This window comes from Sunxiuqinia sp. (genome assembly GCF_055140945.1).
In genome coordinates, this window is record NZ_JBSQYS010000031.1 from 1 (window position 1) to 24,040 (window position 24,040).

General features: G+C 42.2%; 18 protein-coding genes. 11 read left to right on the forward strand and 7 right to left on the reverse strand.

The window, feature by feature from the left end:
* The first annotated feature begins 1,738 nt into the window (after positions 1–1,738).
* Together ACTB00_RS14050 and ACTB00_RS14055 are read left to right on the forward strand one after the other, a co-directional pair.
* Positions 1,739–1,990 carry a hypothetical protein gene (locus ACTB00_RS14050; RefSeq protein ID WP_159517513.1) on the forward strand — a complete coding sequence of 84 codons (252 nt, stop codon included), beginning with the start codon at positions 1,739–1,741 and terminating at the stop codon, positions 1,988–1,990.
* 11 nt (positions 1,991–2,001) lie between these two features.
* On the forward strand, positions 2,002–2,211 hold the full coding sequence (locus ACTB00_RS14055) for a CCE_0567 family metalloprotein (protein WP_463300551.1): 210 nt from the start codon (positions 2,002–2,004) through the stop codon (positions 2,209–2,211).
* Between the two features lie 75 nt (positions 2,212–2,286).
* Here ACTB00_RS14055 and gltX read toward each other — a convergent pair whose 3' ends face one another.
* Complete coding sequence (gene gltX, locus ACTB00_RS14060; RefSeq protein ID WP_463300552.1) at positions 2,287–3,810, reverse strand: glutamate--tRNA ligase; 1,524 nt, start codon at positions 3,808–3,810, stop codon at positions 2,287–2,289.
* 340 nt (positions 3,811–4,150) lie between these two features.
* Here gltX and ACTB00_RS14065 point away from each other — a divergent pair, with 340 nt between their 5' ends.
* From ACTB00_RS14065 to ACTB00_RS14080, 4 genes are all read left to right on the forward strand, one after another.
* Positions 4,151–6,301, forward strand: a complete 2,151-nt coding sequence (locus ACTB00_RS14065) for a S46 family peptidase (RefSeq protein WP_463300553.1) — start codon at positions 4,151–4,153, stop codon at positions 6,299–6,301.
* An 85-nt stretch (positions 6,302–6,386) separates the two neighbouring features.
* Positions 6,387–6,857 (forward strand): ribonuclease HI, encoded by a 471-nt coding sequence (rnhA, locus tag ACTB00_RS14070; protein ID WP_463300554.1) that lies wholly within the window; start codon positions 6,387–6,389, stop codon positions 6,855–6,857.
* 57 nt (positions 6,858–6,914) lie between these two features.
* Positions 6,915–8,153 (forward strand): 3-deoxy-D-manno-octulosonic acid transferase, encoded by a 1,239-nt coding sequence (locus tag ACTB00_RS14075; RefSeq protein ID WP_463300555.1) that lies wholly within the window; start codon positions 6,915–6,917, stop codon positions 8,151–8,153.
* A gap of 318 nt (positions 8,154–8,471) precedes the next feature.
* Complete coding sequence (locus ACTB00_RS14080) at positions 8,472–11,033, forward strand: adenosylcobalamin-dependent ribonucleoside-diphosphate reductase (RefSeq protein WP_463300556.1); 2,562 nt, start codon at positions 8,472–8,474, stop codon at positions 11,031–11,033.
* 258 nt (positions 11,034–11,291) lie between these two features.
* On the opposite strand, the gene ACTB00_RS14085 is transcribed toward ACTB00_RS14080, so the two are convergent.
* The 3 genes from ACTB00_RS14085 to ACTB00_RS14095 all read right to left on the reverse strand — a co-directional run bounded on the left by ACTB00_RS14085 (position 11,292) and on the right by ACTB00_RS14095 (position 14,783).
* Positions 11,292–12,572 carry an efflux RND transporter periplasmic adaptor subunit gene (locus ACTB00_RS14085; protein ID WP_463300557.1) on the reverse strand — a complete coding sequence of 427 codons (1,281 nt, stop codon included), beginning with the start codon at positions 12,570–12,572 and terminating at the stop codon, positions 11,292–11,294.
* 138 nt (positions 12,573–12,710) lie between these two features.
* Complete coding sequence (locus ACTB00_RS14090; RefSeq protein WP_463300558.1) at positions 12,711–13,958, reverse strand: aspartate kinase; 1,248 nt, start codon at positions 13,956–13,958, stop codon at positions 12,711–12,713.
* Positions 13,959–14,624: 666 nt separating this feature from the next.
* Complete coding sequence (locus ACTB00_RS14095; RefSeq protein WP_463300559.1) at positions 14,625–14,783, reverse strand: hypothetical protein; 159 nt, start codon at positions 14,781–14,783, stop codon at positions 14,625–14,627.
* An 18-nt stretch (positions 14,784–14,801) separates the two neighbouring features.
* Between ACTB00_RS14095 and ACTB00_RS14100 the strand changes: the two genes are divergently transcribed.
* Complete coding sequence (locus ACTB00_RS14100; RefSeq protein WP_463300560.1) at positions 14,802–16,271, forward strand: TrkH family potassium uptake protein; 1,470 nt, start codon at positions 14,802–14,804, stop codon at positions 16,269–16,271.
* 1 nt (position 16,272) lies between these two features.
* On the opposite strand, the gene ACTB00_RS14105 is transcribed toward ACTB00_RS14100, so the two are convergent.
* The 3 genes from ACTB00_RS14105 to ACTB00_RS14115 form a co-directional block, all read right to left on the reverse strand.
* Complete coding sequence (locus ACTB00_RS14105) at positions 16,273–16,977, reverse strand: queuosine precursor transporter (protein WP_463300561.1); 705 nt, start codon at positions 16,975–16,977, stop codon at positions 16,273–16,275.
* Positions 16,978–17,193: 216 nt separating this feature from the next.
* Positions 17,194–17,961: a peptidoglycan editing factor PgeF gene (gene pgeF, locus ACTB00_RS14110; protein ID WP_463300562.1), complete on the reverse strand. Its 768-nt coding sequence runs from the start codon at positions 17,959–17,961 to the stop codon at positions 17,194–17,196.
* Positions 17,962–18,127: 166 nt separating this feature from the next.
* Positions 18,128–18,802 carry a Crp/Fnr family transcriptional regulator gene (locus ACTB00_RS14115; protein WP_463300563.1) on the reverse strand — a complete coding sequence of 225 codons (675 nt, stop codon included), beginning with the start codon at positions 18,800–18,802 and terminating at the stop codon, positions 18,128–18,130.
* 81 nt (positions 18,803–18,883) lie between these two features.
* On the opposite strand from ACTB00_RS14115, the gene ACTB00_RS14120 reads away from it, so the two are divergent.
* The 4 genes from ACTB00_RS14120 (at position 18,884) to ACTB00_RS14135 (ending at position 24,003) form a co-directional block, all read left to right on the forward strand.
* On the forward strand, positions 18,884–19,774 hold the full coding sequence (locus tag ACTB00_RS14120) for an ATP-binding protein (protein WP_463300564.1): 891 nt from the start codon (positions 18,884–18,886) through the stop codon (positions 19,772–19,774).
* A 208-nt stretch (positions 19,775–19,982) separates the two neighbouring features.
* Complete coding sequence (gene hcp, locus ACTB00_RS14125) at positions 19,983–21,641, forward strand: hydroxylamine reductase (RefSeq protein ID WP_463300565.1); 1,659 nt, start codon at positions 19,983–19,985, stop codon at positions 21,639–21,641.
* Positions 21,642–21,791: 150 nt separating this feature from the next.
* Positions 21,792–23,318 carry a sensor histidine kinase gene (locus tag ACTB00_RS14130; RefSeq protein WP_463300566.1) on the forward strand — a complete coding sequence of 509 codons (1,527 nt, stop codon included), beginning with the start codon at positions 21,792–21,794 and terminating at the stop codon, positions 23,316–23,318.
* A 4-nt stretch (positions 23,319–23,322) separates the two neighbouring features.
* Positions 23,323–24,003 carry a response regulator transcription factor gene (locus ACTB00_RS14135; protein WP_463300567.1) on the forward strand — a complete coding sequence of 227 codons (681 nt, stop codon included), beginning with the start codon at positions 23,323–23,325 and terminating at the stop codon, positions 24,001–24,003.
* Positions 24,004–24,040 lie beyond the last annotated feature (37 nt).

Here is a 24,040-nt window from a genome sequence, read left to right on the forward strand (position 1 = left end):
CAGTAATGGTTGAGTAGATCTGTTTTTATTTTTTGCCCGGCAGTGCCGACTTGTTTGTCGATAGCTTTCTCTTTTCCGGTAGCTGTTAACCGGTGATTCTGCACAGCCCTGTCCCGGTTCTTCGGTTGTTACTGGTATTCCTCTCCTGTACTGTTGATTATGGGGTGCTGAACCTGAATCGTGAACCAAGATAACGCTATTGAACTAAATAAACAATAGTATTGCATAAAATAAATGAGCAAAAGGTCGATTTCAGTATTTGTAATGAATAGTTAACGAACTGCTTGACCTGACTGGCCACAGATATGACCCTGCTGTTATTCAATCATAAGCATTGCGGATTTCACTTCTGCGGAAGCCCCGACTGTTGGTTTTTTGGTACTTCGTGGTTGGTGGTGTGCTGCAATTCGCACTTTTCCCTGAGTCTGCCTCATCAATAACCACCTCCCCCGCGCTATGCTTGGAGACTCCTCCTTCAAAAGGAGGAGAAATGGTTCGGAGCTTTTAGCTTGTATTGGAGCAATTCGCTAACAGATCCTGAAACACGTTCAGGATGGCGAGCTATAGCATGGGACAATCAAGTCCCCAACTTCACCGATAGGTGAAACGTTTGGCCTACGAGGGTTTTGAACTAGAAAACAAGGAAAGGAAACAGCGAAGGCACTCGCTAAGAAAACCCTGTTTGACGACTGAAAGGAGGAGTTTGGTTTTCGGGCAGTGACTGACCCGTAGTTTTCGTTCAAAAGCATCGTCAGCCTTGATTCTTTTGGTTACTTTTCTCATCGAAGGAGAAAAGGAACTGGGGTTTGGGGCAACGCCCCAACCAATTTGCATAAATTCCGATAGCTATAAAGCCCCATGCAATTGGATTCCAGCAGGCCATAAAGTCTCCTCCAGGGGATTTAGGGGTAAAAAACAAAACAACCCATTAACACATTTCAAAAACATTTTCCATTATGGCGGATGAAAGGTTTACCACCATTCAACACCGCTTGATTGCGCCATTTCAAATGCGAATGCATTTTCCCCCAGGCGTTGCCTGGGGCTATTGTTGTATAACCCTTTCAGGGTAAAGAAAAGAGGAATAGAAATCGCATGGAGCAAGTCGCCAGCAAATCCTGAAACGAGTTCAGGAAGACGAGCTTATAGCTTGGGTCAGCCAAGTCCCCCGCTTCACCGACAGGTGAAAAGGTGATGGCCTGTCAAAGTAGCCCGGGCCAGCGGTGGAGGGAAGGATTTTTGGCGGGTATCCCGGGCAGTGCGCCGGAAAGAAAAAATCCTGACGCGCGGAGAAGGATAACTTTGACTAGATTTTTTTTGAATACTTTTTGGTATCAAGTTACCACATTAAAAAAATGCTATATGAGAAAGAAACAGAAAGTGATGTTTCTTAAGAGACAAAAAAGTAATTGGGGTTTGGGGCAACGCCCCAACATAAGCAAAGAGAACAAGACGTTAGCTAGTAGATTTTAGATCCAAGAATAAAGAACCAAGAGCCAAAAGGGTGAGATAGCAGTAATCAGCTGAAGGGGGAGTCAGAACAAATACAGGACACTTCCTTTATCCATTTTGTCCTGCAAGTCGGTTTATCGATTCCCACATTTTTGTCGATTTTGTATTTTGAATCCTACATTTTCGTGCGATTATCGAAATCGGCTAACTCGTTTTCAGTAACTTACTCTTTTTGCATCATTTTTGGTATGCAATGCGCGATTGTAAACTGCCAAAAATGATTGATATGGAATTGAAACAAACTTGGGAAAAAGTATTGGAATATGCCACCATGCCTTTACACGGAACATTGTCGCGCAAGCAACGAAAAGGAGTCAAACTGCAGATTAATGAAGGCGTGATTTATGAGAACGCGACCATTTTTCTGGAAGAGTCTGTGGTTTGGGTGTCGGAATCGACCGACGGAAAAATATGCAACACCTACTACGACTGGAATAAAATTGCTTCGATAAAAACAATTAGTTCCGACGAAAAATAAAACCAATGCCTATGAGTCCCGAGGAAATTGCCGAACTGGAAAGGCTGGTCAATAAACTGAAGTTTCGGGCCAGCCAAAAAGCCAGCGATCTTCACGACTTAATTGAAGACCGTTTGCTAACTGATTTTGAAGAGATCCCGGCTTATGCCGAAGCAACCTATGCTGCTTGTCATAAATGGAGTGAAAAGCGTAAAGAGTTGCTAAAAGTGAAAAGTGCATAACTGAACTTTTCGATAATCAAAACCCGGGATCGCCATCCCGGGTTTTACTTTTCTTTTATCGTCAGCTAGCTTGCGTTAGAGCGTTTCAATAGCTCGTTCAATTCGCTGGATGGTTTCGTTTTTTCCAATAATTTCGCAAATATCAAACAGGTCGGCTCCGGCACTGGTGCCCACTAAAGCCAACCGAACAGGTACCATCACCATGCCAAATCCCCAGCCTTTATCGTTCATAAAGTCAGAGAACTGCTCTTTAATTGAATCGGCTTCCCATACTTCAACGTCTTTAAAAAGCTGAATAATTTCCTGCAACTTCCCGGGTGTGTCGGCTTTCCATTTTTTCTTTACTGTTTTCTCGTCATAGCTTTCCGGAGCTACAAAAAAGTAGTTTCCCTGCTCCCACAGGTCGGCAACAAATTCACAACGCTCTTTCACCAAGCCAACCACTTTTAAAATAGTTTCATTGGACACTTCAACGCCTTTTTCTTTCAACATAGGTTTGAATGCTTCAGCCAATTCCGCATCATCTTTTTGCTGAAAATAGTGTCGGTTGAACCATTTGGCTTTCTCCGGATCAAAACGAGCGCCGGCTTTTACCACCCGCTCCAGGCTAAATTCCTGAATCAATTCATCCATGCTGAAAAATTCCTGCTCCGTTCCGGCATTCCAACCCAGCAAGGCCAGCAAATTCACAAAGGCTTCAGGGAAATAACCATCCTCACGGTAACCACGTGCAACATCACCCGACTTCGGATCGGTCCATTGCAAAGGAAATACCGGGAACCCCATCTTGTCGCCGTCGCGCTTGCTCAATTTCCCTTTTCCGGTAGGTTTCAGAATTAATGGCAAGTGCGCAAACTGCGGACGGTTTTCGCCCCAGCCAAATGCTTCGTACAACAAAATGTGTAGGGGCATTGAAGGCAACCACTCCTCACCACGAATCACATGAGTAATCTGCATCAAATGGTCGTCGACCACGTTAGCCAAATGATAAGTCGGCATACCATCGGCTTTAAACAATACTTTGTCGTCCAGCTGATTGGTATTGAATTTAACCTCACCACGAATCAGGTCTTTTTCAACAACATCGGTATTTTCAGGCATTTTAAACCGAATGATGTACGGTTCTCCCGAAGCAATCTGTTGCTGTACTTTTTCGGCTGATAAAGTCAGGGAATTGTTCAACTGACCACGCGTATGCAAGTCGTACGAAAAAACCTCCTTTTTAGCTTCTGCTTCGGTCCTCAGCCGGCTTAAATCCTCCGACGTATCAAAGGCATAGTAAGCATGTCCGCTTTCTACCAATTGTTCTGCATACTGACGGTACATGGCTTTTCGCTCGCTCTGGCGATAGGGGCCAAACTCGCCTCCAATTCCAGGGCCTTCCACCGGATTTAACCCACACCATTGCAGGGCTTCTAAAATGTAATCTTCGGCTCCCGGCACATAACGGGTTTGATCGGTATCTTCAATCCGCAGCAAAAAATCGCCACCATGCTTTTTCGCAAATAAGTAATTAAATAAAGCAGTTCGGACACCGCCCATATGAAGCGGGCCGGTTGGACTTGGGGCAAAGCGCACCCTTACTTTTTTGGCATTCATTCGTTTATTATTTCAATGTTGTCAAGCAATATTCCGATTGCTTCGAATATTCAGTTCAAAAAAAATCACTGCAAAGATAGAGAAATTTACACCCGGCGAAAATCAAGCGACCACCTGAAAATTAGGAGCCATCGGAAACAACACAATTCGGCGGCTTGTGGTCAAGCTAATTTCAATTCAATAAAAGTAGGCGCGTTTATGTAATGAAAACGGCCGTTCGCCAACCTATTGCTTGAATAAAAATCACATCGGCTGAAAAAATCATTTGCTGTAAACAACAGATCAGTATATTTGTGGCTTTTTATTTGTGGACTTATAATTTTGAATTAACTGATATCGAATGAAGAGGATTAATGTTGTACTTCTTGGTCTTTGCCTGCTTTTTCAGCATGCAGCAATAGCCGACGAAGGAATGTGGTTGCCATCGCTTATTCAGAAACTGAATATTGGCGATATGCACAAGTTGGGATTGGAGTTAAGCGCTGAAGATATTTATTCAATCAATAAATCAAGTTTAAAAGATGCCGTAGTTGCATTGGATCATGGTTCCTGCACCGGAGAGATTATCTCGTCAGAGGGGCTGTTGCTGACCAATCATCATTGCGGATTTGGAGAAATTCAGGAGCACAGCTCTGTTGAACACGATTACCTGCGCGATGGCTTTTGGGCAAAAACCAAGGAAGAGGAGCTGCCGAACCCGGGTAAAACAGCTTCTTTTTTAGTTCGGGTTGAAGATGTAACCGATTCGGTTCTTGTTAATGTAACCGACGATATGGACTTTGATGAGCGCAATGCACAAATCCAGAAGAATTCGTTCATCATCCAGAAAGATGCCATTGAAGATACCCACTATGATGCAAAAGTTCAGGCCCTATTTAAAGGAAACCGATACTATTTATTTGTATACGAAACTTTTCGCGACGTCCGCCTGGTAGGAGCTCCACCAAAATCGATCGGTAAGTTTGGTGGCGACACCGACAACTGGATGTGGCCTCGCCATACGGGCGACTTTAGCATGTTTAGAGTGTACTGCGGACCGGATGGAAAGCCGGCCAGCTATTCGGAAGATAATATTCCCTATCAACCAAAATACCACCTGAAAATCTCATTGAAAGGATATGAAGAAGGCGATTTCGCCATGGTGATGGGCTATCCGGGAAGCACTAACCGTTACAAATCTTCATTTGGTATTCAATACACCATGAACGGAACCAACCAGGCTCGCATTGATGCCCGTGGCGAAAAGCTGGAGATTTTGAATGGTTACATGAACACCAGTCAGAAAGCAAATATTCAATATGCATCAAAATATGCCCGCAGCTCGAACTACTACAAATACAGCATTGGGCAAAACAAAGGATTGAAAGCATTAGATGTTATTGAAAATAAACAGGCGATTGAAAAGGAATTCACAAACTGGGTAAATGCCAACGACGAACGTAAAGAAAAATACGGCAAAGCCTTGGACTTGATTGAACGCAGTTATGAAGATACACAAGATGAAAAAGCCTATGAGTACCTGGTGGAAACCATGGTGAGAGGTCCGGAGATCTTTTTCTTCAGCTATGGAGCCAAAGGGCTTTACCAAGCTCTTAAGAGCGATAATACAAACCGGATCGAAGCAAATGTACAACAAATCCGCTCGGAGCTCGATGAGTTTTACAAGGATTATGATGCCAGAACCGATGAGAAAATTACGGCTAAATTACTAAAGGTCTACAATAACAATGTGACTCAGGCCTACCGACCTCCGTTCCTCGATAAAATTCATTCGAAATATAAAGGCGATTATCAGGAATTTGTTTCTGAGATGTTCGACAAAACCATTTTTGCCGACAGAAGCCAGCTGGAAGAATTTCTGGACAACCCGAAGCTCAGAACATTGAAAAAAGACAACGCCTTTCAGGCTTCGTTGGAAGTGTTTGACATGATGTCCATTATCGGGGCAAAGATGAACATGACAGCAGATGACCTGTTAACCGGAAGACGCTTGTTTGTTGCCGGATTAATGGAGATGTACAAGGACAAAAAGTTTTATCCGGATGCCAATTCAACCCTGCGTTTAAGCTATGGAACTGTTGGCGATTATGTTCCTCGCGACGGAGTTCAATACAGTTACTACACCACTTTGAAGGGATATATTGAAAAGGAAATCCCCGGTGATGATGAGTTCGATGTTCCCGAGAAGCTGAAGGAACTGTATTATGCAAAAGATTATGGGCGTTATGCCGATGAGGATGGCACACTCCATACCTGCTTTATCACGAACAACGACATCACCGGAGGTAACTCAGGAAGCCCGGTGATGAATGCCCGTGGAGAGTTGATTGGTGTCGCCTTTGATGGAAACTGGGAAGCCATGAGTGGCGATCTGGCTTTTGAACCGGAGCTCCAGAAGTGTATTAATGTTGACATTCGCTTTGTTCTTTGGACAATCGACAAGTTCGCCGGTGCCACCAACCTGATCGAAGAAATGACCATCATTCAATAAAAATTGTAGTACCATATAAATTGAGGGTGACCAGAAAGTAGGGTCACCCTTTTCTATTTGTATATTTGCCCCAAATAACTGAATCATGACAAACTCACCACGCGTTACAATATACACTGATGGTGCGGCCAGAGGTAATCCCGGGCCGGGCGGTTACGGAGTTGTGATGCTGGCCGGACAGCATCGCAAAGAAATTTCGGAAGGCTTTGAGCTGACAACCAACAACCGGATGGAGCTACTTGCCGTCATTGTAGCTCTTGAAGCTTTGAAGTTTTCCAATTGTCAGGTGACCATTTACTCCGACTCCAAATATGTGGTGGATGCAGTTGAAAAAAAATGGCTGTGGAGCTGGGTGAAGAAGCGTTTCAAGGGCAAGAAGAATGTCGATTTGTGGACTCGCTTCCTGAAAGTTTATCAGCTACACCAAGTCAGCTTCAAGTGGGTGAAAGGACATGCCAATATTCCCGAAAATGAACGGTGCGACGAACTTGCGGTTGAAGCCTCGTTTGAGCCAAACCTGAAAAAAGATGTAGGGTATCTGCAAAACCAGACATAAGCAATTCAATACATAAACATTTCACTACTTTTACTACCGAATTAAGTCAGTCAAACTATGGATTTTCTGTATCATCTTGGTATTCGTTTTTATATACTGGCCGTGAGGGTTTCAGCCTTGTTCAACGAAAAGGCCCGCCTGCTCCTTAACGGTCAGAAAACGACTTTTCCATACCTAAACGAAGAGCTTGATCACAGCAAACCCATCATTTGGGTTCACTGTGCTTCACTGGGGGAGTTTGAACAGGGACGGCCACTAATTGAGCAAATCAAAAAACAGCATCCCGGCTACCAGATACTACTGAGCTTTTTTTCGCCCAGCGGATACGAAATAAGAAAGAATTATGAGCAGGCTGACTACATCTGCTACCTCCCGATAGACACACCCAAAAATGCCCGCAGGTTCATTCAGATGGTGAAGCCCGAAAAGGTATTCTTTATTAAATATGAATTTTGGTACAACTACATTCGGCTCCTCCACCAACAAAACATTCCACTTTATTTGGTTTCGGCTATCTTTCGCAAAGAACAGCTTTTCTTTAAAAATGGTATCGGGGCGAAGTGGTATCGGAAAACACTGAACAAGATCAGTCATTTCTTTGTGCAAACCGAAGCCTCGGCAAAGCTGCTTGCCGGTGTTGGGATAGAAAATTACACGATTACCGGAGATACCCGATTCGACCGGGTTTCCGAAATCGCATCGAACAGTAAAACGCTTCCACTAATCGAGAAATTCAAAAACCAACAGAAACTAATTGTTGCCGGGAGCAGCTGGGCACCCGATGAAGAACGGCTAATGGAATTCGTCAAACAAGACGACAATACAAAGATTATTTTTGCCCCCCACGAAGTCAAAGAAAGTAACATTAAAAGACTATTGGAGCTGTGCCCGGAAGAAGCTATCCGATACACACAAGCCGGCGAACAGGATCTGAGCAACGTACGCATTCTAATAATCGACACTATTGGCATCCTGTCCAGCATTTATCGCTATGCTGACATTGCGTACATTGGCGGAGGATTTGGAGTGGGCATTCACAATACGCTTGAAGCCGCCATTTACAACATCCCCGTAATTTTTGGGCCCAATTACCTGAAGTTTCAGGAAGCCGTCAACCTGAGGAAGGTTGGAGCAGCATTCTCAATAAGCGAATCGGACGAGCTGACCCAGCTTTTAAATCAGCTACTAAAAGATGAAAAATTGCGTCAGGAAATTGCAAAAAAGTCCCAGGAGTTTATGAATAAAAACCTGGGAGCAACACAAGTGGTTCTGGAAAAAGTTTTCAACATATTTTAATTTTTGAAACTATTTTCAAGTCAAATCGTACCATGTTGTTTTGAATGCCAATCGTTTACATTTGGATAACTTTTAGCTCCCCTTTTTACATTTGTCTTCCGTTTTGGTAAACTTTTCTTAATTATCAAAAACATTAAATGTTGATTATTAGTCAACTAACACATTTTGGTTGATAACTTTAAAGCCTCATTAAATAAAAAGTCTTCCATTTTCTTCATTTCAATGTTATATTGCATGGAGCAAAAACAGCGTAAAGGGATTTAACTTGTAACCAAGTTTACAATCAGTTAACAAAAACAGTATTTTAATTTTTGGTGTATGGCTTTCAAAAATGTGGCAGTTGAGCCCAAAACGGGCAAGAAAATTTTTTCCCAAGAGGAAGCATACCAGGCAACATTGAATTATTTCAACGGAGATGATTTAGCAGCCCGGGTATGGATTAACAAATATGCGTTGAAAGATTCTTTCGGTAATATCTATGAAAAGAATCCAGACGAAATGCATATGCGCCTGGCAAAAGAAATTGCCAGAATCGAAAAGAAGTATGAAAACCCGATGTCTGAAAAACAGGTTTACGAGCTTCTGAAAGATTTTAAACATATCGTTCCCCAAGGTGGTCCAATGACGGGAATCGGTAACGACTATCAGATTGCGTCTCTTTCCAATTGCTTTGTTGTTGGAAACGAGGGCGACTCAGACTCTTATGGTGGTATCCTGAAAATCGATCAGGAACAAGTACAGCTGATGAAACGACGTGGGGGCGTTGGGCATGATTTATCACATATTCGGCCCAAGGGTTCACCAGTTAAAAACTCAGCCTTAACTTCAACGGGCATCGTTCCGTTTATGGAGCGCTATTCAAACTCAACCCGAGAGGTCGCTCAGGATGGTCGTCGTGGAGCGTTGATGCTTTCTGTTTCTGTTAAACATCCCGACTCTGAAAGTTTTATTGATGCCAAGTTGGAACAAGGGAAAGTTACCGGCGCAAATGTATCGGTAAAAATTCACGACGACTTTATGCAGTCGATCGAAAGTGGAGAACTTTACAGCCAGCAATACCCAATCGAGTCTGAAAATCCGGTGTTTGTAAAAGAAACCAATGCGAACCAAATCTGGAAAAAGATTGTACACAACGCCTGGAAATCTGCCGAGCCGGGTATTCTTTTCTGGGATACTATTACGCGCGAATCAGTTCCTGATTGCTATGCAGATTTAGGCTACAAAACGGTTTCGACAAATCCATGTGGCGAAATACCTCTTTGCCCCTACGACAGCTGTCGTTTATTGGCAATCAATCTTTATTCTTATGTAGAAAACCCATTTACTCCAGAGTCGAAATTCAACTTCGAAAAGTTTAAAGAACATGTTGGCTATGCTCAGCGAATGATGGATGACATTATTGATTTGGAGCTGGAGAAAATTGACGGTATTATTGAAAAAATCAAAGCCGATCCTGAAGCCGAAGAAATCAAATACATTGAGCTCAAACTTTGGGAGAAAATTCAGAAAAAAGCCAAAGAAGGACGTCGAACAGGAGTTGGCATTACAGCAGAGGGCGACATGCTTGCCTCATTAGGGTTGCGTTATGGAACCGAAGACGCCACTGATTTTAGTGAGGAAATTCACAAGACGCTGGCTGTTGAAGCTTATCGTTCGTCAGTTAATATTGCGAAGGAAAGAGGATCGTTTGCAATATACGATAGTGAGCGTGAAAAGAACAATCCTATGATTCAGCGCATTCGGGAACAAGACGAAGCGCTTTACGCGGACATGGTAAAATATGGCCGACGCAACATTGCCTTGCTAACGATTGCTCCAACAGGAACAACCAGCTTGATGACGCAAACAACTTCTGGAATTGAGCCGGTTTTTATGCCTGTATACAAACGTCGTCGTAAAGTTAATCCAAATGATAAGGAAGTACGTGTAGACTTTGTTGATGAAGTAGGTGACAGCTGGGAAGAGTACATTGTTTTTCATCACAAATTTGTGACTTGGATGAAAGCTAATGGCTACGATACAACCAAGCAATATGAACAAGAAGAGCTGGACGAATTGGTCGCTAAATCGCCTTATTACAAAGCCACGTCAAACGATGTTGACTGGATGCGTAAAGTGCACATGCAAGGCCGTATTCAAAAATGGGTTGACCATTCGATTAGTGTAACCATCAATTTACCTGCGGATGCTGAAGAAGAGTTGGTCGGAAAACTCTACTTCGAAGCATGGAAAAGCGGATGCAAAGGAGTTACCGTTTATCGTGACGGGTCTCGTTCAGGCGTTCTGATTTCAAATAAGAAAGAAGATAAGAAAAAGGCAAAATTCTCCTCTTTCCCAACCAATCGGCCTGACGAACTTGAAGCTGATGTGGTGCGCTTTCAAAACAACAAAGACAAGTGGGTTGCATTTATTGGTTTGGTAGGCGATCTTCCTTACGAAATTTTTACCGGGCTGCAGGATGATGAGGACGGTATTTTATTACCTCGCTCCGTGACCAAAGGCAAAATCATCAAAAGCCGCGATGATGCAGGAAACTCACGTTACGATTTCCAATACACCAACAAACGTGGATATAAAACCACCATTGAAGGCTTGTCGTACAAATTCAATCCGGTGTTCTGGAACTATGCAAAATTGATTTCCGGAATTCTACGTCATGGCATGTCAATTCATAAAGTTGTGGATACGGTAACGAGCCTACAACTCGACAACGACACCATAAATAGCTGGAAAGCCGGCGTTGCCCGCGCGCTGAAAAAATACATTCCAGACGGAACGGTTGCTGAAGGGACTGTTTGTGGCGAATGTGGATCAAATAACGTTATTTATCAGGAAGGTTGCTTAACCTGCCCTGACTGCGGTTCTTCCAAATGTGGATAACCGATTCAATCAATCAATAAAAAAAGGAAGGCTTTCTCACAATGAGAAAGCCTTCCTTTTTTTATCTGGTATTGCTATTCAAACTCTTCTGAAAAGTTTCTTCATTTTATAAAAATTCCGTTGCTCCCAATGGAAGTCGAAAGTGATCGGAGATAATCGTATTCAACCGCATCCTGTTACAGAAAGGGGCTGAGGTCAACTAAAAATACAACACGTCCTTGCTGCTCTTAAAATCGAACTGAGTTTTTTAGTCCGGAATTATTCTTTTGTTTCAAACAGTTCCTTTTCATCAACCGATTGCACTTTCACGCTATCTTTCAACGTTCGGCTGACAATATTATAAGGCCCGGTAATTACTTCGTCGCCATCACGAATCCCATTTAAAATTTCAATATCCATATTATCCTGAATACCGGTTTCAACGGCTTGTCTGCGGGCAAAACCATCCTTTAAAAGAAAAACAATTTCCTCCTTTTCAGCCTCCGATTTTTCTGATGACTTCTCACCTTCAACAACCCGGGTTGTTACAGCCTGAATGGGGATGGCGATTACCCCTCTGCGGGTCTCTGTCTGAATATCGACGGTAGCTGACATACCGGGGCGAAAGGGATAAACATTCATTGACGTGCTGTCGATTAAATCAGCATACGACTCTTGCAACAAAAGCACCTTCACGTTGAAATTGGTCACCTGATCGTTAGACGCCCCGACCGTGTTGGCAGAATTTGCAATTTCAGTAACAACGCCTTTAAATTTCCGGTTTAAATAAGCGTCAACCTCAACCAAGGCCGTATCTCCCTTTACCACCTTCACAATATCATTTTCGTTAACCTCTACCTTTACTTCCATTTTATTGAGGTTGGCAATCACCATCATTTCGGTTCCGGCGTACATGTTGGTTCCAACGACCCGTTCGCCCTGCTCAACGTTTAACCGGGAAATAGTTCCATCCATCGGCGAATATATTTTGGTCTTCACCAACTGCTCTTGAGCCTCGGCTACCGATGCCTCCGCTGATTTTACTGAAAATTCAGCCGCACGAACTTCAGCCAGCGCAATTTTGTGAGCTGCCTGGGCCGACTCAAATTCCGACTTTGGAATAGCCTCTTGTCCGAATAAGGTTTTGGATCGATCAAAAGAAAGTTCCTTTTCAATGAGCTGAGCTTCTGCCTGAGCTAAGCGTGCCTTTGATGAATTCAGGCTGGCTTCGGCACGATTCAACGCCTGAATATACATATCGGGCTTAATGATGACCAATAACTGCCCTTTCCGGATTTCATCACCCTCCTCAACATCCATCTGAATAATTTCACCCGAAACGTCAGGACTAATTTTCACTTCCGTTTCCGGCTGAACTTTTCCGTTTGCCGTAATCAGCTCAACAATGGTTTTGCTTTCAACTTGCTCTGTAGTTACCTTTATCTCAAAGTCTTTACCAATCCAGCCTTTATTTTTAGCAACAATTAATATTATAATGATCAAGACTACAAATAAGATGATCAGAAATGGAAGTCGTTTGTTTTTTTTACTTTTTACCATGTTGTTGATTTTTGCCCGAACCCGATCGTTTTTTAGGATGTTTAAATTTACAATAAAATACATGTTTGCGACAAACAAAATAATATTATTGCAACAACCCTTATTGGAAAATACCGTTTCGAAGGGCGACCCGATTCTTTATTTCAGAACCAAACGGGCTGTTCGGCGGCTTTTTTGTTCCAAAAACAATTGACGGTTATTTTTCATTTTAATCAGCGCATCTTCATCATAAAACCGGATGGTTGCCAAAATCAAGCCGGTATTGTATAGAACGTCAAACTTTTTTCGTAGTTCAACAACCAAGGTTTCCAAACCAACCTCAGGCTCATCAATACACAACGAAAGGTCGATTGCCGATTGCTGTATCAGGTTGACCTTGATGCGGCGCTTCTTAAACAGGCTAAAAACCCCCGACAGTTCGTCAATACCAATAAATGAAAAGTCGGACGGAGAAATGGTAACCAGTGCCTGATTTTTCTTCAATATAAAAATCGGGACCAAATCCAGCTGGTGCCCCACATCATGGATCATGGTTCCAGCCTGATCGGGAAAATCGAATGGTCGAACCAAGAGCGGAATTTTTTTGTTGCGCAAGGGTTTGATCGTTTTCGGATGAATCACTTTGGCTCCGGAATAGGCCAGCTCAATTGCTTCCCGGTACGAAAGCTCTTCGAGTTTTACCGTGTCTTCAAAATCAACCGGATCACCATTCAATACACCGGGGACATTTTTCCAGATGGTGACACTCTCTGCATTTAGCAGGTTACCCAAAATTGCAGCTGTAAAATCAGACCCCTCACGACCCAGTGTGGTCGTTTGATTGGTATTGGTTGAGCCAATAAACCCCTGCGTTACATACAAATCGGTATCACGAAAATTAAAGCTGTTATTGATCAACATCTCCGACCATTTCCAATCAACAATTGCCTCGCGATGCGTTTCATCTGTTCGCAAACTTTGGCGGATATCCATCCATCGGTTTTTCAATCCCTGCTTGTTTAAGTAGGCAGAGATGATGGCCGTTGAAATCAGCTCGCCATAGCAGACCACCTGATCATACTCGTAGTCGAAGTTTAACGATGGATTCATGCTCAGGCGCTTTTTCAGATCCGCAAACAACACTTCAACCTGAACCAAGTCAGCAGCAGTCAATCCAAGTCCGGCGGTAATACCGGCATGATAATTCCTGATGCGCTCCAAAATTAACTCCATGTTACTCGCTCTGTTGAAATAGCTTTTAACCAACTCCTCTAGTTCATTGGTTGTTTTGCCCATTGCTGAAACAACAATAACTTTTTTATCAGGAAATAATTCGATGATTGAAGTGGCGTTTTTTATAGCATCAGTTGAGCTGACTGAGGCTCCACCAAATTTAAATATCTTCATACGGTTATACTTGTTTATTTTTTATGACATCATATAGAACTCGCATATAGTCAACCTTCTGTTTGGCTGAGTTTTTACATGTTCGTTTCATAAATAACTGTTTTATTCTAAAGCTTAACGCTGTAAAAATAACTAGTTTTCTGAATCAAAAACCATTCTTTTTTCATCCGTTTAAAATTTTCAAGTTTTTAAAAATTACTTTAAAATTTGAGAACGGATGGAACCGCTCCGCTCTCACATAAACTTTTTTAATCATCCTTGGGTGTGAGTTTTTGATTAAAAAAGTTCATGTTCGTTTCAAACTAACATATTTATTATAACATGGCAAATAATGTATGGATAAATTAATCAATTCAGTGAATTTCTGAAATTGAGCCCCGGAGTATTAATCAAGCCTTAATTTTCAAATGATAGATGAATAATTGCACACCGGGTTGATCATCATCTTTGTTTTATCGGTAGCTTTGCTTCGTGATTTATTAGAAAAATGCAGAGTGGTTTGAAATTACTTGTAACAATATTTTCAGTATTTGTCTTATTTCGTGCGCTGTTCTCATCGGCAGGAGAACTATTGAACGCATATTCGCTGGACTCGAAAGACCAATCAATTTGTCTGGATGATATGCTGAGCGGGGACATTCAAACTTGTTTTCAGGGGAAGTTAAGTTATTCTACAATCCTGTTCGATCCACAACATTCGAAATACAAGTTACACAATCCGCATTTTTCTACGCTACTCCAGGTGGCTTCACGAAACCGGCAACTTATCTCCTCCAATAAACGGATAAAATCAACAGCTTCTCCTGCTCGTGTTTTATTATTCATTTTCAATTGTAACTTATCATGAATTTTCAAAAGAGAAGTAACATCAATATACTTCTTGTTATTCATATCATTTCAATTATTATTCTTTTCGAAGGGCTATTTATGATCCTTTCGTTGCTCATTTCATGGTACGATCACGAACCGGAACTTAAACGAGTATTTTTTGCGGTGTTAACAACATTGGGGACTGGCGGTTTCCTTTATTTAGTTAGCTGGAATAGCAGATATGGAGAACCGGGTGTGCGAGAGGGTCTGATCATTGTTTCAGCCGGATGGATCTTCTTAGCTTTTTTTGGCAGTTTACCCTATCTGTACACTCAAACGATTCCGGCCTTTGCTGATGCCTGGTTTGAGAGCATGTCAGGTTTTACAACTACAGGTTCGTCTATTTTAAGCGATATTGAATCGCTGCCACGAAGCATGCTCTTTTGGCGCAGCGAAACACACTGGATAGGAGGAATGGGGATTATCGTGCTGGTAGTTGCCATTATGCCTTTGCTGAAAATGTATGGAGGCCAGCTTTTTAATCTCGAAGCATCTGTCGTAGTAGAAGAAAAATTTTCAACTAAAATCAGGTATGTTGCCCGGAGCATCTGGATGATTTATGTCGGACTTACTGCTCTTGAGACTGTTTTATTAACCTTGGGAGGCATGAATCTTTTCGACAGTATTTGTCATTCGTTTGCCACGGTTGCCACAGGAGGATTCTCAACTAAGAACACATCAATAGCCGACTACTCGCCTTACATTCAGTATGTCATTACGGTCTTCATGCTTTTATCGGGAATTAATTTTGTGCTGCATGTTTTAATTGCCAGTGGTAAATATAAAAAGGCTCTTCAAAACAATGAGCTGTGGTTTTATTTAAAAATTGTGTTTTTGGTGGGAGCGGTATTAACACTCATCTTGTTTTTCTCAAGTGAAATTTCGTTCGAAAAAGCATTCCGCAATTCCTATTTCCAAGTGATATCGGTAATTACAGCAACCGGATTTGCCACTGACGACTATTTGCTTTGGCCGACACACGGCATCATGATGATTGTTTTACTGATGTTGGTTGGTGCTTGCGCAGGATCAACCGGAGGTGGAGTAAAAGTCATCCGCCATTACATCAATTGGCAGGTTATTAAAAAAAGCATCAAGCAGACCATCTCGCCCAATGCGGTATACCATGTCAAATACAACAACCGCACTCTTTCTCCCAAGCAAGTTGGCGCAGTATCAAACTTCATCCTGCTGTATTACGGTATCGTTGTAATAGGCACAATAGTCATGATTGGTATCGGGAACGACTGGGAAACCTCGTTTGGTTCAATTGTAACGACGATGGGGGGCATTGGCCCCGGATTTGGTAACGTAGGGCCGGCATCGAACTTCAGTATGCTCACTGAGCCATCCAAATATTTGCTCACATTTACCATGTTGATTGGGCGGCTTGAAATCTTTCCGGTGCTCACCTTATTTACACACTGGTTTTGGCGTACCTAGTTTATTTCACCACAAACCGATTGTTTTTATGGATATGCTTTGCCCAATAAACAAAGGGGGTGTCGGCAGCGGCAACAGCCCACTTTAACAGGTAAGTGGTAAGTAGAATTTCATAAAGCAAAGAAAGTTCGAAAACCCCATAAAAGGCGATGAACGTAAAAACAACGCTATCGAGCAATTGCGAAACCATGGTACTCAAATTGTTTCGCAACCACAATTGCCGATCCGATGAAAACCGTTTCTTCCAAAAATGAAAAGCCCAGATATCATGCTGTTGCGAAACCAGGTAAGCGGCCAGGCTGGCAATGGCAATTCGTGGCATCAATTTAAAAATGGTGCTCAACGATTCATGAGTGGATGATGCAAATTCGTCACCTTCCAAGGGTAAAAAGTAAAGCGCCAGATTCATCAGCAGCGTCATCGAAATCAGACTGAAAAAGCCAATCCAAACCGCTTTTTTCGCATCGGACTTTCCGTAGTTTTCGGATAAAATATCGGTTACTAAAAAAGAGCTGGCATAAACAATATTTCCCAAGGTGGCGACTAAGCCAAATAATTCTACCGTTTGGATCACCTGAATATTTGCAACGATTACCGAGATTGGAATCCACATGACCAAACCTCCTTTGCCAAACAATTTGTAGGCTCCAATAATCAGAAGGAAATTGGCCAACAACATGACTACCCAAAGTATTTCGTTTTGCATTTTTTTGTTTTTTTTAAGTGCAGGGTGATGCCACCTGCATGGTTTAATTCAATAATGGGAACAAAGGTAATAAATCAAATCGGTTCAACAGGTCGCAAAAAAAGGAGGCCTTGCAAACGCAAGACCTCCGGAATAGTCCTCCAGCCAAGATTGTGTTAGAACGAAAAACCTAATTCTAATTCCAACTGATTCGACATGTGTCAACATACGTAGATGTCAAGATAACATGATTCCACTAACCATTCGTCCGGTATCTGCACCATCGCGTCGGGCAGAGTAGAACAGTGATTGTTCCTGATACGAGCACAGTCCCATAATTTCAATTTGAGACTCAAGAACATCGGCTTTTAACGCCAGGGTTTTATTGGCTTCCCACAAATCAAGTTTTGCTTTGCCTTGCTTGCTTGTCTTCAATAAATCAGAATGATTCACAAACTGCCCTTTCACCTGAGCAATCACATCTGCTCCCACTTCGTAATTATCCTGAGAGATGGATGGCCCAATTCCTATCAAAATATCACTGGGGTTTGTGTTGAAATTGGCTTGCATTGTTTGAATCGTTTTCACCAGAATCTGACTAACCGTTCCTCGCCAACCCGCATGAACAGCAGCGACTACTGCTTTAATCGGGTCGTACAATAAGATCGGAACACAATCAGCTGTTTGTACACAAATGCAGATTCCCGGCTGGCTTGTGATCAAGGCATCAGTTTCAGAAATATCAGGTGAGTTGGTTGGCTCTTGTATGATTTGAACCTGCGTACCATGATTTTGCAGAGGAAACACCAACTGCGGCAAATCCAAATCAAGTGCATTGGCTAATTCTTTGCGAAACGGAAGATAGGTTTCAACAGCATCGCCGGTAAAACGTGATTTTCTATCGCTCCCCCAGCACTTTTTCGTTGAAGTAAAATGAAACAACTTCGGCTGCTGAAATTGATCAAACTGGTAGAATAGCTTTTCTCGGAGTTTTAGTTTTTTCATTATAATTTGAAATTTTCAATGGCATTCATCTCATTCTATCGTTTATTTTAAGGGTATTCAATAGAATTCGCAAGCTGATTTCGATGGAACTCCCAAATAATGATCCTCCTGAGTGCATTAATTTTCACATGTTCGTTTCATGCCTGTACCTGTATTTTTAGGAAAATTAGCCCTTCAACAATTCGCTCATCTGTTGTTTGTCCAGAATACGAATGGTGCGTCGTTGCACTTCAATGTAACCTTCCTGCACCAGCTCCCCCAAAGCACGGGCCAGCGAAGGCCTGGTAACACCAAAGTACTCGGCCAATTGAACTTGTCCCATCGGCAACTCAACTACCGCTAATCGATCACCGGCCAAATCAAGCAAGTAGTGCCCAATCTTTTGCCTAATGGTTTTAAATGATAAAAACTTAATTCGCTGAGAAAGAAATTGTGCTCGCGACGAAATGGAGTTCAGGTAATTGGTTAGAATTTGTTGATCATTCTGAAGCATTTTCAGAAATTCGGACCGTTCAATACTCAACAAGTTTACTTCTCCATTAGCGATAACCGTTACCGGAAATCGGTTTTTTTGCCCAAACAAAAAAGCGGCAGCCAGTGGTCGAGGTGCTTCAATATCTTCAATTTTAATTGTCTTTCCCGAATAATCGGCCATTTCACCTTTCACACTCCCCTTCAATACAATGAATAAACGATTGCATTCGTCGCCAGCCTGCACAACCAAATCATCTTTTTCAAAACTTCGAACCTGATAATGCACATTCGACATCAAGGACGAAAGTTGGTCGGGGGTAAGCCCTTTAAAAACCGGAGAACGGCTTAACAATTCAAAATTCAGCATAAAAAAACGAGTTTGTAACATTTGATACAAGTCAGAAACCACCTGAACCCTATTTTTGTTTCAGAAATTAAAACGAAAACAATGATACGCGAAATAGTTAAAATAGACGAAGAACTATGTGACGGATGTGGAGAATGCATTCCAAACTGTCACGAGGGAGCACTGCAAGTGATTGATGGAAAGGCAAGGTTGATAAGTGAATTGATGTGTGACGGATTGGGAGCTTGCCTTGGCCATTGCCCTCAGGGAGCTATTGAAATTGAAAAACGTGAAGCTGAAGAATATGACGAGGTGACTGTAATCAAACAAATGATTCCAAAAGGTGAAAACTTGTTGATCGCCCACTTGAAGCATTTAAAAGATCATGGCGAAACCGGATTCTTGCAGGACGCCGTTCGTTACCTGAAAGCCAACGAAGATGACCTGGACGTGGATGTGTCAGCGATTATCAGCGAGGTGCATAACAGCAAGCCCGAGGGCCAAGAGCAAAGTGGTGGATGTGGCGGCGGATGTCCCGGATCGGCTTCGGTAAGCTTTGAGAAACCGGCTTTCATGATGGCTCCTGAAGCTACGGCTACCCATTCGGGCGAATCTGAACTACAGCAATGGCCGGTACAGATGCACCTGATCAATCCGGCTGCCGGGTACTTTCAGGGAGCTGACCTACTGGTTGCTGCCGATTGCGCCGCCTTTGCACACGGTAGTTTTCACCAAACATTTATAAAAGGAAAGAAACTAGTTATAGCATGCCCCAAATTGGATGAAGGAAAATCGATTTACCTGGAAAAATTGATTCGATTGATTGATGAGTCAAAAGTGAACACCGTGACGGTAGTTATTATGGAAGTTCCATGCTGTGGAGGATTATCGCAGTTGGTAAAGATGGCTACTGAACGTGCGAGCAGAAAAGTTCCGGTAAAAGAAATTGTTGTTGGAATACGAGGGGATGTATTGGCTGAAGAGTGGGTTTAATGAAGAGTGATAGCCGGGGACAAACCTTGTCCCCGGTTCCTTTTACCACCCCGAAAATCAAAAAACACAAGAACCTGTTTTAGGATCTGCCAGAAAGAAGGATAGACTTGGATGGCAAAAGATTCCGAAATAAATTCGGAATGACCTAGTCATGGGTTTTGAGCAGTAACGCAAAAAAAGTAATTCAAAAATATAATAGAATTTAGTTATGGAAAATATGTTTTGTTTTCAGTGCCAGGAGGCAGCAAAAGGAGTTGGGTGTACAATTAAAGGAGTTTGTGGAAAACCAAGTGATGTAGCAAACCTACAAGACACACTTCTTTTTGTGTTGAAGGGAATCTCCATTTTAAATACCGATTTAAAAACCGTTGGTAAAGCTGATAAAAAAGCAAACAAAGTCGTGTTTGACGGATTATTCAGCACTATTACCAATGCCAACTTCGATCATACGGCATTCGTTATCCGCATTAAAAAATCATTGAAGTTCCGCGACGAACTGAAAGCCAAGGTTGCAGATGCCGGCTTAACGATTAGCGATCATGAATCAGTTCATTGGACTGCGAAAACCGGAGAAGAATTTGAAGCCAAAGCCAATGAAGTTGGTATTTTAAGCGAGCAGAATGAAGATGTTCGTTCGTTGAAAGAGCTAATCATTTATGGATTGAAAGGTTTGGCCGCTTATGCAGAACATGCATACAATCTGGCTCATGAAAAACAAGAGATTTTCGACTTCATGATGGAAGCACTGGCTAAAACAACGAAAGACTTGTCGGTTGACGAACTCGTTGGATTGACTTTGGAAACCGGTAAATTTGGGGTTGATGTTATGGCTCTGTTGGATGCGGCCAACACCAGCACTTATGGAAACCCTGAGGTGACAAAAGTAAACATTGGCGTGCGTAAAAATCCGGCTATTCTAATTTCAGGACACGACATGCGCGACATGGAAGACCTGCTGAAACAAACCGAAGGTACGGGAGTGGATGTGTATACCCACAGCGAAATGCTGCCAGCCAACTATTACCCTGAATTCAAAAAATACAAACAACTAGCCGGGAATTACGGAAATGCCTGGTGGAAACAAAAAGAGGAGTTTGAGTCGTTCAACGGACCAATCCTGTTTACCACCAACTGTATTGTGCCACCATTGGAAAAAGCAACTTATAAAGATCGCATCTACACAACCGGCGCTAGTGGATTGACTGGATCTATCCATATTCCGGATCGCAAAGAAGGCGAAATGAAAGATTTCTCAGCGATCATTGAGCATGCCAAAAAATGTGCGACTCCAACCGAAATTGAAACCGGAGAGATTGTTGGAGGATTTGCTCACAACCAGGTATTCGAATTGGCCGGGCCAATTGTTGAAGCCGTAAAAACCGGTGCTATCCGTAAATTCTTTGTAATGGCCGGTTGTGACGGACGTATGATGAGCCGCGACTACTACGAAGAGTTTGCTGCCAAATTGCCGAACGACACCGTGATACTAACAGCAGGATGCGCCAAATACCGTTACAACAAATTGCCGCTGGGCGACATCAACGGTATTCCACGTGTAATTGATGCCGGACAGTGTAACGACTCGTACTCATTGGCTGTAATTGCCTTGAAACTGAAAGAAATTTTTGAGCTGGAAGATGTGAACGAGCTTCCAATTGCTTACAACATTGCCTGGTACGAACAAAAAGCAGTAATTGTTTTATTGGCGCTACTTTCTCTGGGAGTAAAAAATATTCACCTCGGACCAACATTGCCGGCATTCCTGTCGCCAAACGTCGTGAACGTATTGGTAGAGAACTTTGGCATTGCCGGAATTACAACCGCTGATGAAGATATCAAACTGTTTTTAGAAGATGCTGTTGCATAATTAAGAAGACATACCATAGAACTGCTTGATTTGGGAAGAATAAAAGGGCATCCGTTTGGGTGCCCTTTTGCTATTCTGATGTTACATTTTTGACAGATCGGAAATCTGAACTTGATTTAATACCTTTACCTGGATTCAAAAATGGAACCAATGGTTCGAACACTCGCGAAAATAAGTCTCATATTACTAATTATTGTAGCCGTACCCATTGGGTTCTTCTTTGTTCGGGAGCTTTCGGCACTGAGCAAAAATGAACAAATGGTTGAGCGGGTTTTCAGCACTCAGCTCGAATCAATTCTATATTCCATCAATCAGTATTCTGAAAATGTGGTGCAACATTGGAAACAGAGTTTGGATCAGCCGATTGAGCCTGAAAGTGGAATCATGAAAGGGCTGGTTGAAAACCTGTTTCAAAATAATCAAGCGATTCTTGCCGTTCGTTTCTCCGACACAACTACGTCAGATGAACAAGCACAATATTTTAATGATTCAATTTTTGTAATCGATACACAAATACCTAAAAAGAAAATAGAGGTGTTACAAGGTTTTCTGGAGGAAAACTACCAACGGGTTGAGATAGAGCCTTCGGGAGAATATCTTATTTTTTACTTCTTGCCAAAAAGTAAAAACGGCGAACAAATTTGCCAGCTGGTAATCGATCCGGATTTATTTATTCAGCAAAACCTGAGACCAACAATCCAGAAAGTTGCTCAGGATTTATTCTACATCAGTATTTCCGATTCCATTTCAGGTGATATGTTATTCGAAACTGATCGGGAGAATGAGTTGTCGCATTCAGTTGAAAAAGCCACAATGTGGTATTTGCCGACTTACAAACTGGGCATTCAGTTAAAAACAAAAACAATTGAACAGCTGGCCTCGGAGCGCACACAGCGTGACAATTATATGCTATTAGGAATGGGCCTTTTTGTTGCTCTGGGTTTTATTTTCGTGCTGGCTAACATTCGGAAGGAGATGAAGTTGGCGGAATTGAAATCTGAATTTGTGGCAAATGTGTCTCACGAAATTCGAACGCCATTGGCACTCATTAGCATGTATGCTGAAACCTTATTGCTAAAGCGAATCAAAACCGAGGAAAAAAAAGAAGAATACCTGAAAACCATTCAGCAGGAAAGTGTCAGATTAACAGATATTGTCAATCGTATTTTGAATTTCTCAAGGATTGAAAAAAACCGGGTCAAGTACCATTTTGAGAATATTGATCTAAAACAGGCCATTCCTGAGATTGTGCACTCTTTTGATTCGCATTTTGAAACCGCGAACATTTATTGTTCCCTGAAATCTTTCAACGATCCCGCATGGGTGCAGGCCGATTGGGAATCGTTAAAAACACTGGTTGGTAATTTGTTGGACAATGCGATTAAATACAGTGATGCTGAGAATAAAACTGTGCGTGTACGAATCCAAAAGAAGGCAAAGCAGATTTGGCTTGAGGTTGAGGATAATGGAATTGGTATCTCAGCCAAAAATCAGAAACACATATTCGAGCAGTTTTATAGGGTTACTGAAGGCGATTTAGCACATAAAGCGAAAGGTTCTGGTTTGGGTTTAAATCTTGTAAAACGGATTATGAAAGCTCATGGTGGAGGTGTGGCTGTGCGCAGTAAACCGGGTGAGGGAAGTACATTCATTTTAAAATTTCCAGAAAAAAAGTAGTACCATGTCAAAAATATTAATTGTTGAAGATGAACAGGCTATGATGATCGGCCTACGCGATAATCTGGAGTTTGAAGGTTACGAGGTCGATACCGCTGATCGGGGAGATGATGGCCTGAAAAAAATCTTATCAGGTAATTATAATTTGGTTCTGTTGGATGTGATGCTTCCCGGAATGTCAGGATTTGACGTGTGTAAAAAGACCCGGGCCGCCGATATTGAAACGCCAATTATTTTATTAACTGCACGCGGTGAAGAGCTTGATAAAGTGCTTGGTTTGGAGCTCGGTGCAGATGATTATGTCACCAAACCATTCAGTTTGCGGGAACTACTAGCCCGAATAAAAGTAATTTTGCGTCGCGTCGGAGGTAGAGTACAAAAAGATGCTGATTTGATTACAATTGGCAATATTCGTGTTTCTTTTGAGTCATACGAAGCTTTTGATGCCAGCGACGAGCCGGTGAAAATGTCACACAAAGAGTTTGAGATTCTCCACTATCTATGTAGTCACCACGGAAAAATAGTTACTCGCGATGATATTTTAGACCAGGTTTGGGGAATGGATTATCAGCCTACGTCTCGTACCGTCGATAATTTCATTGTTCGTCTTCGCAATAAAATTGATACTCCTGAAAACCAGCATATCATCACCGTACACGGGGTTGGCTATAAACTGGTGCTTTAATTCCGTAGTCTAAATTTTAAATTCCAAGTTAATATTT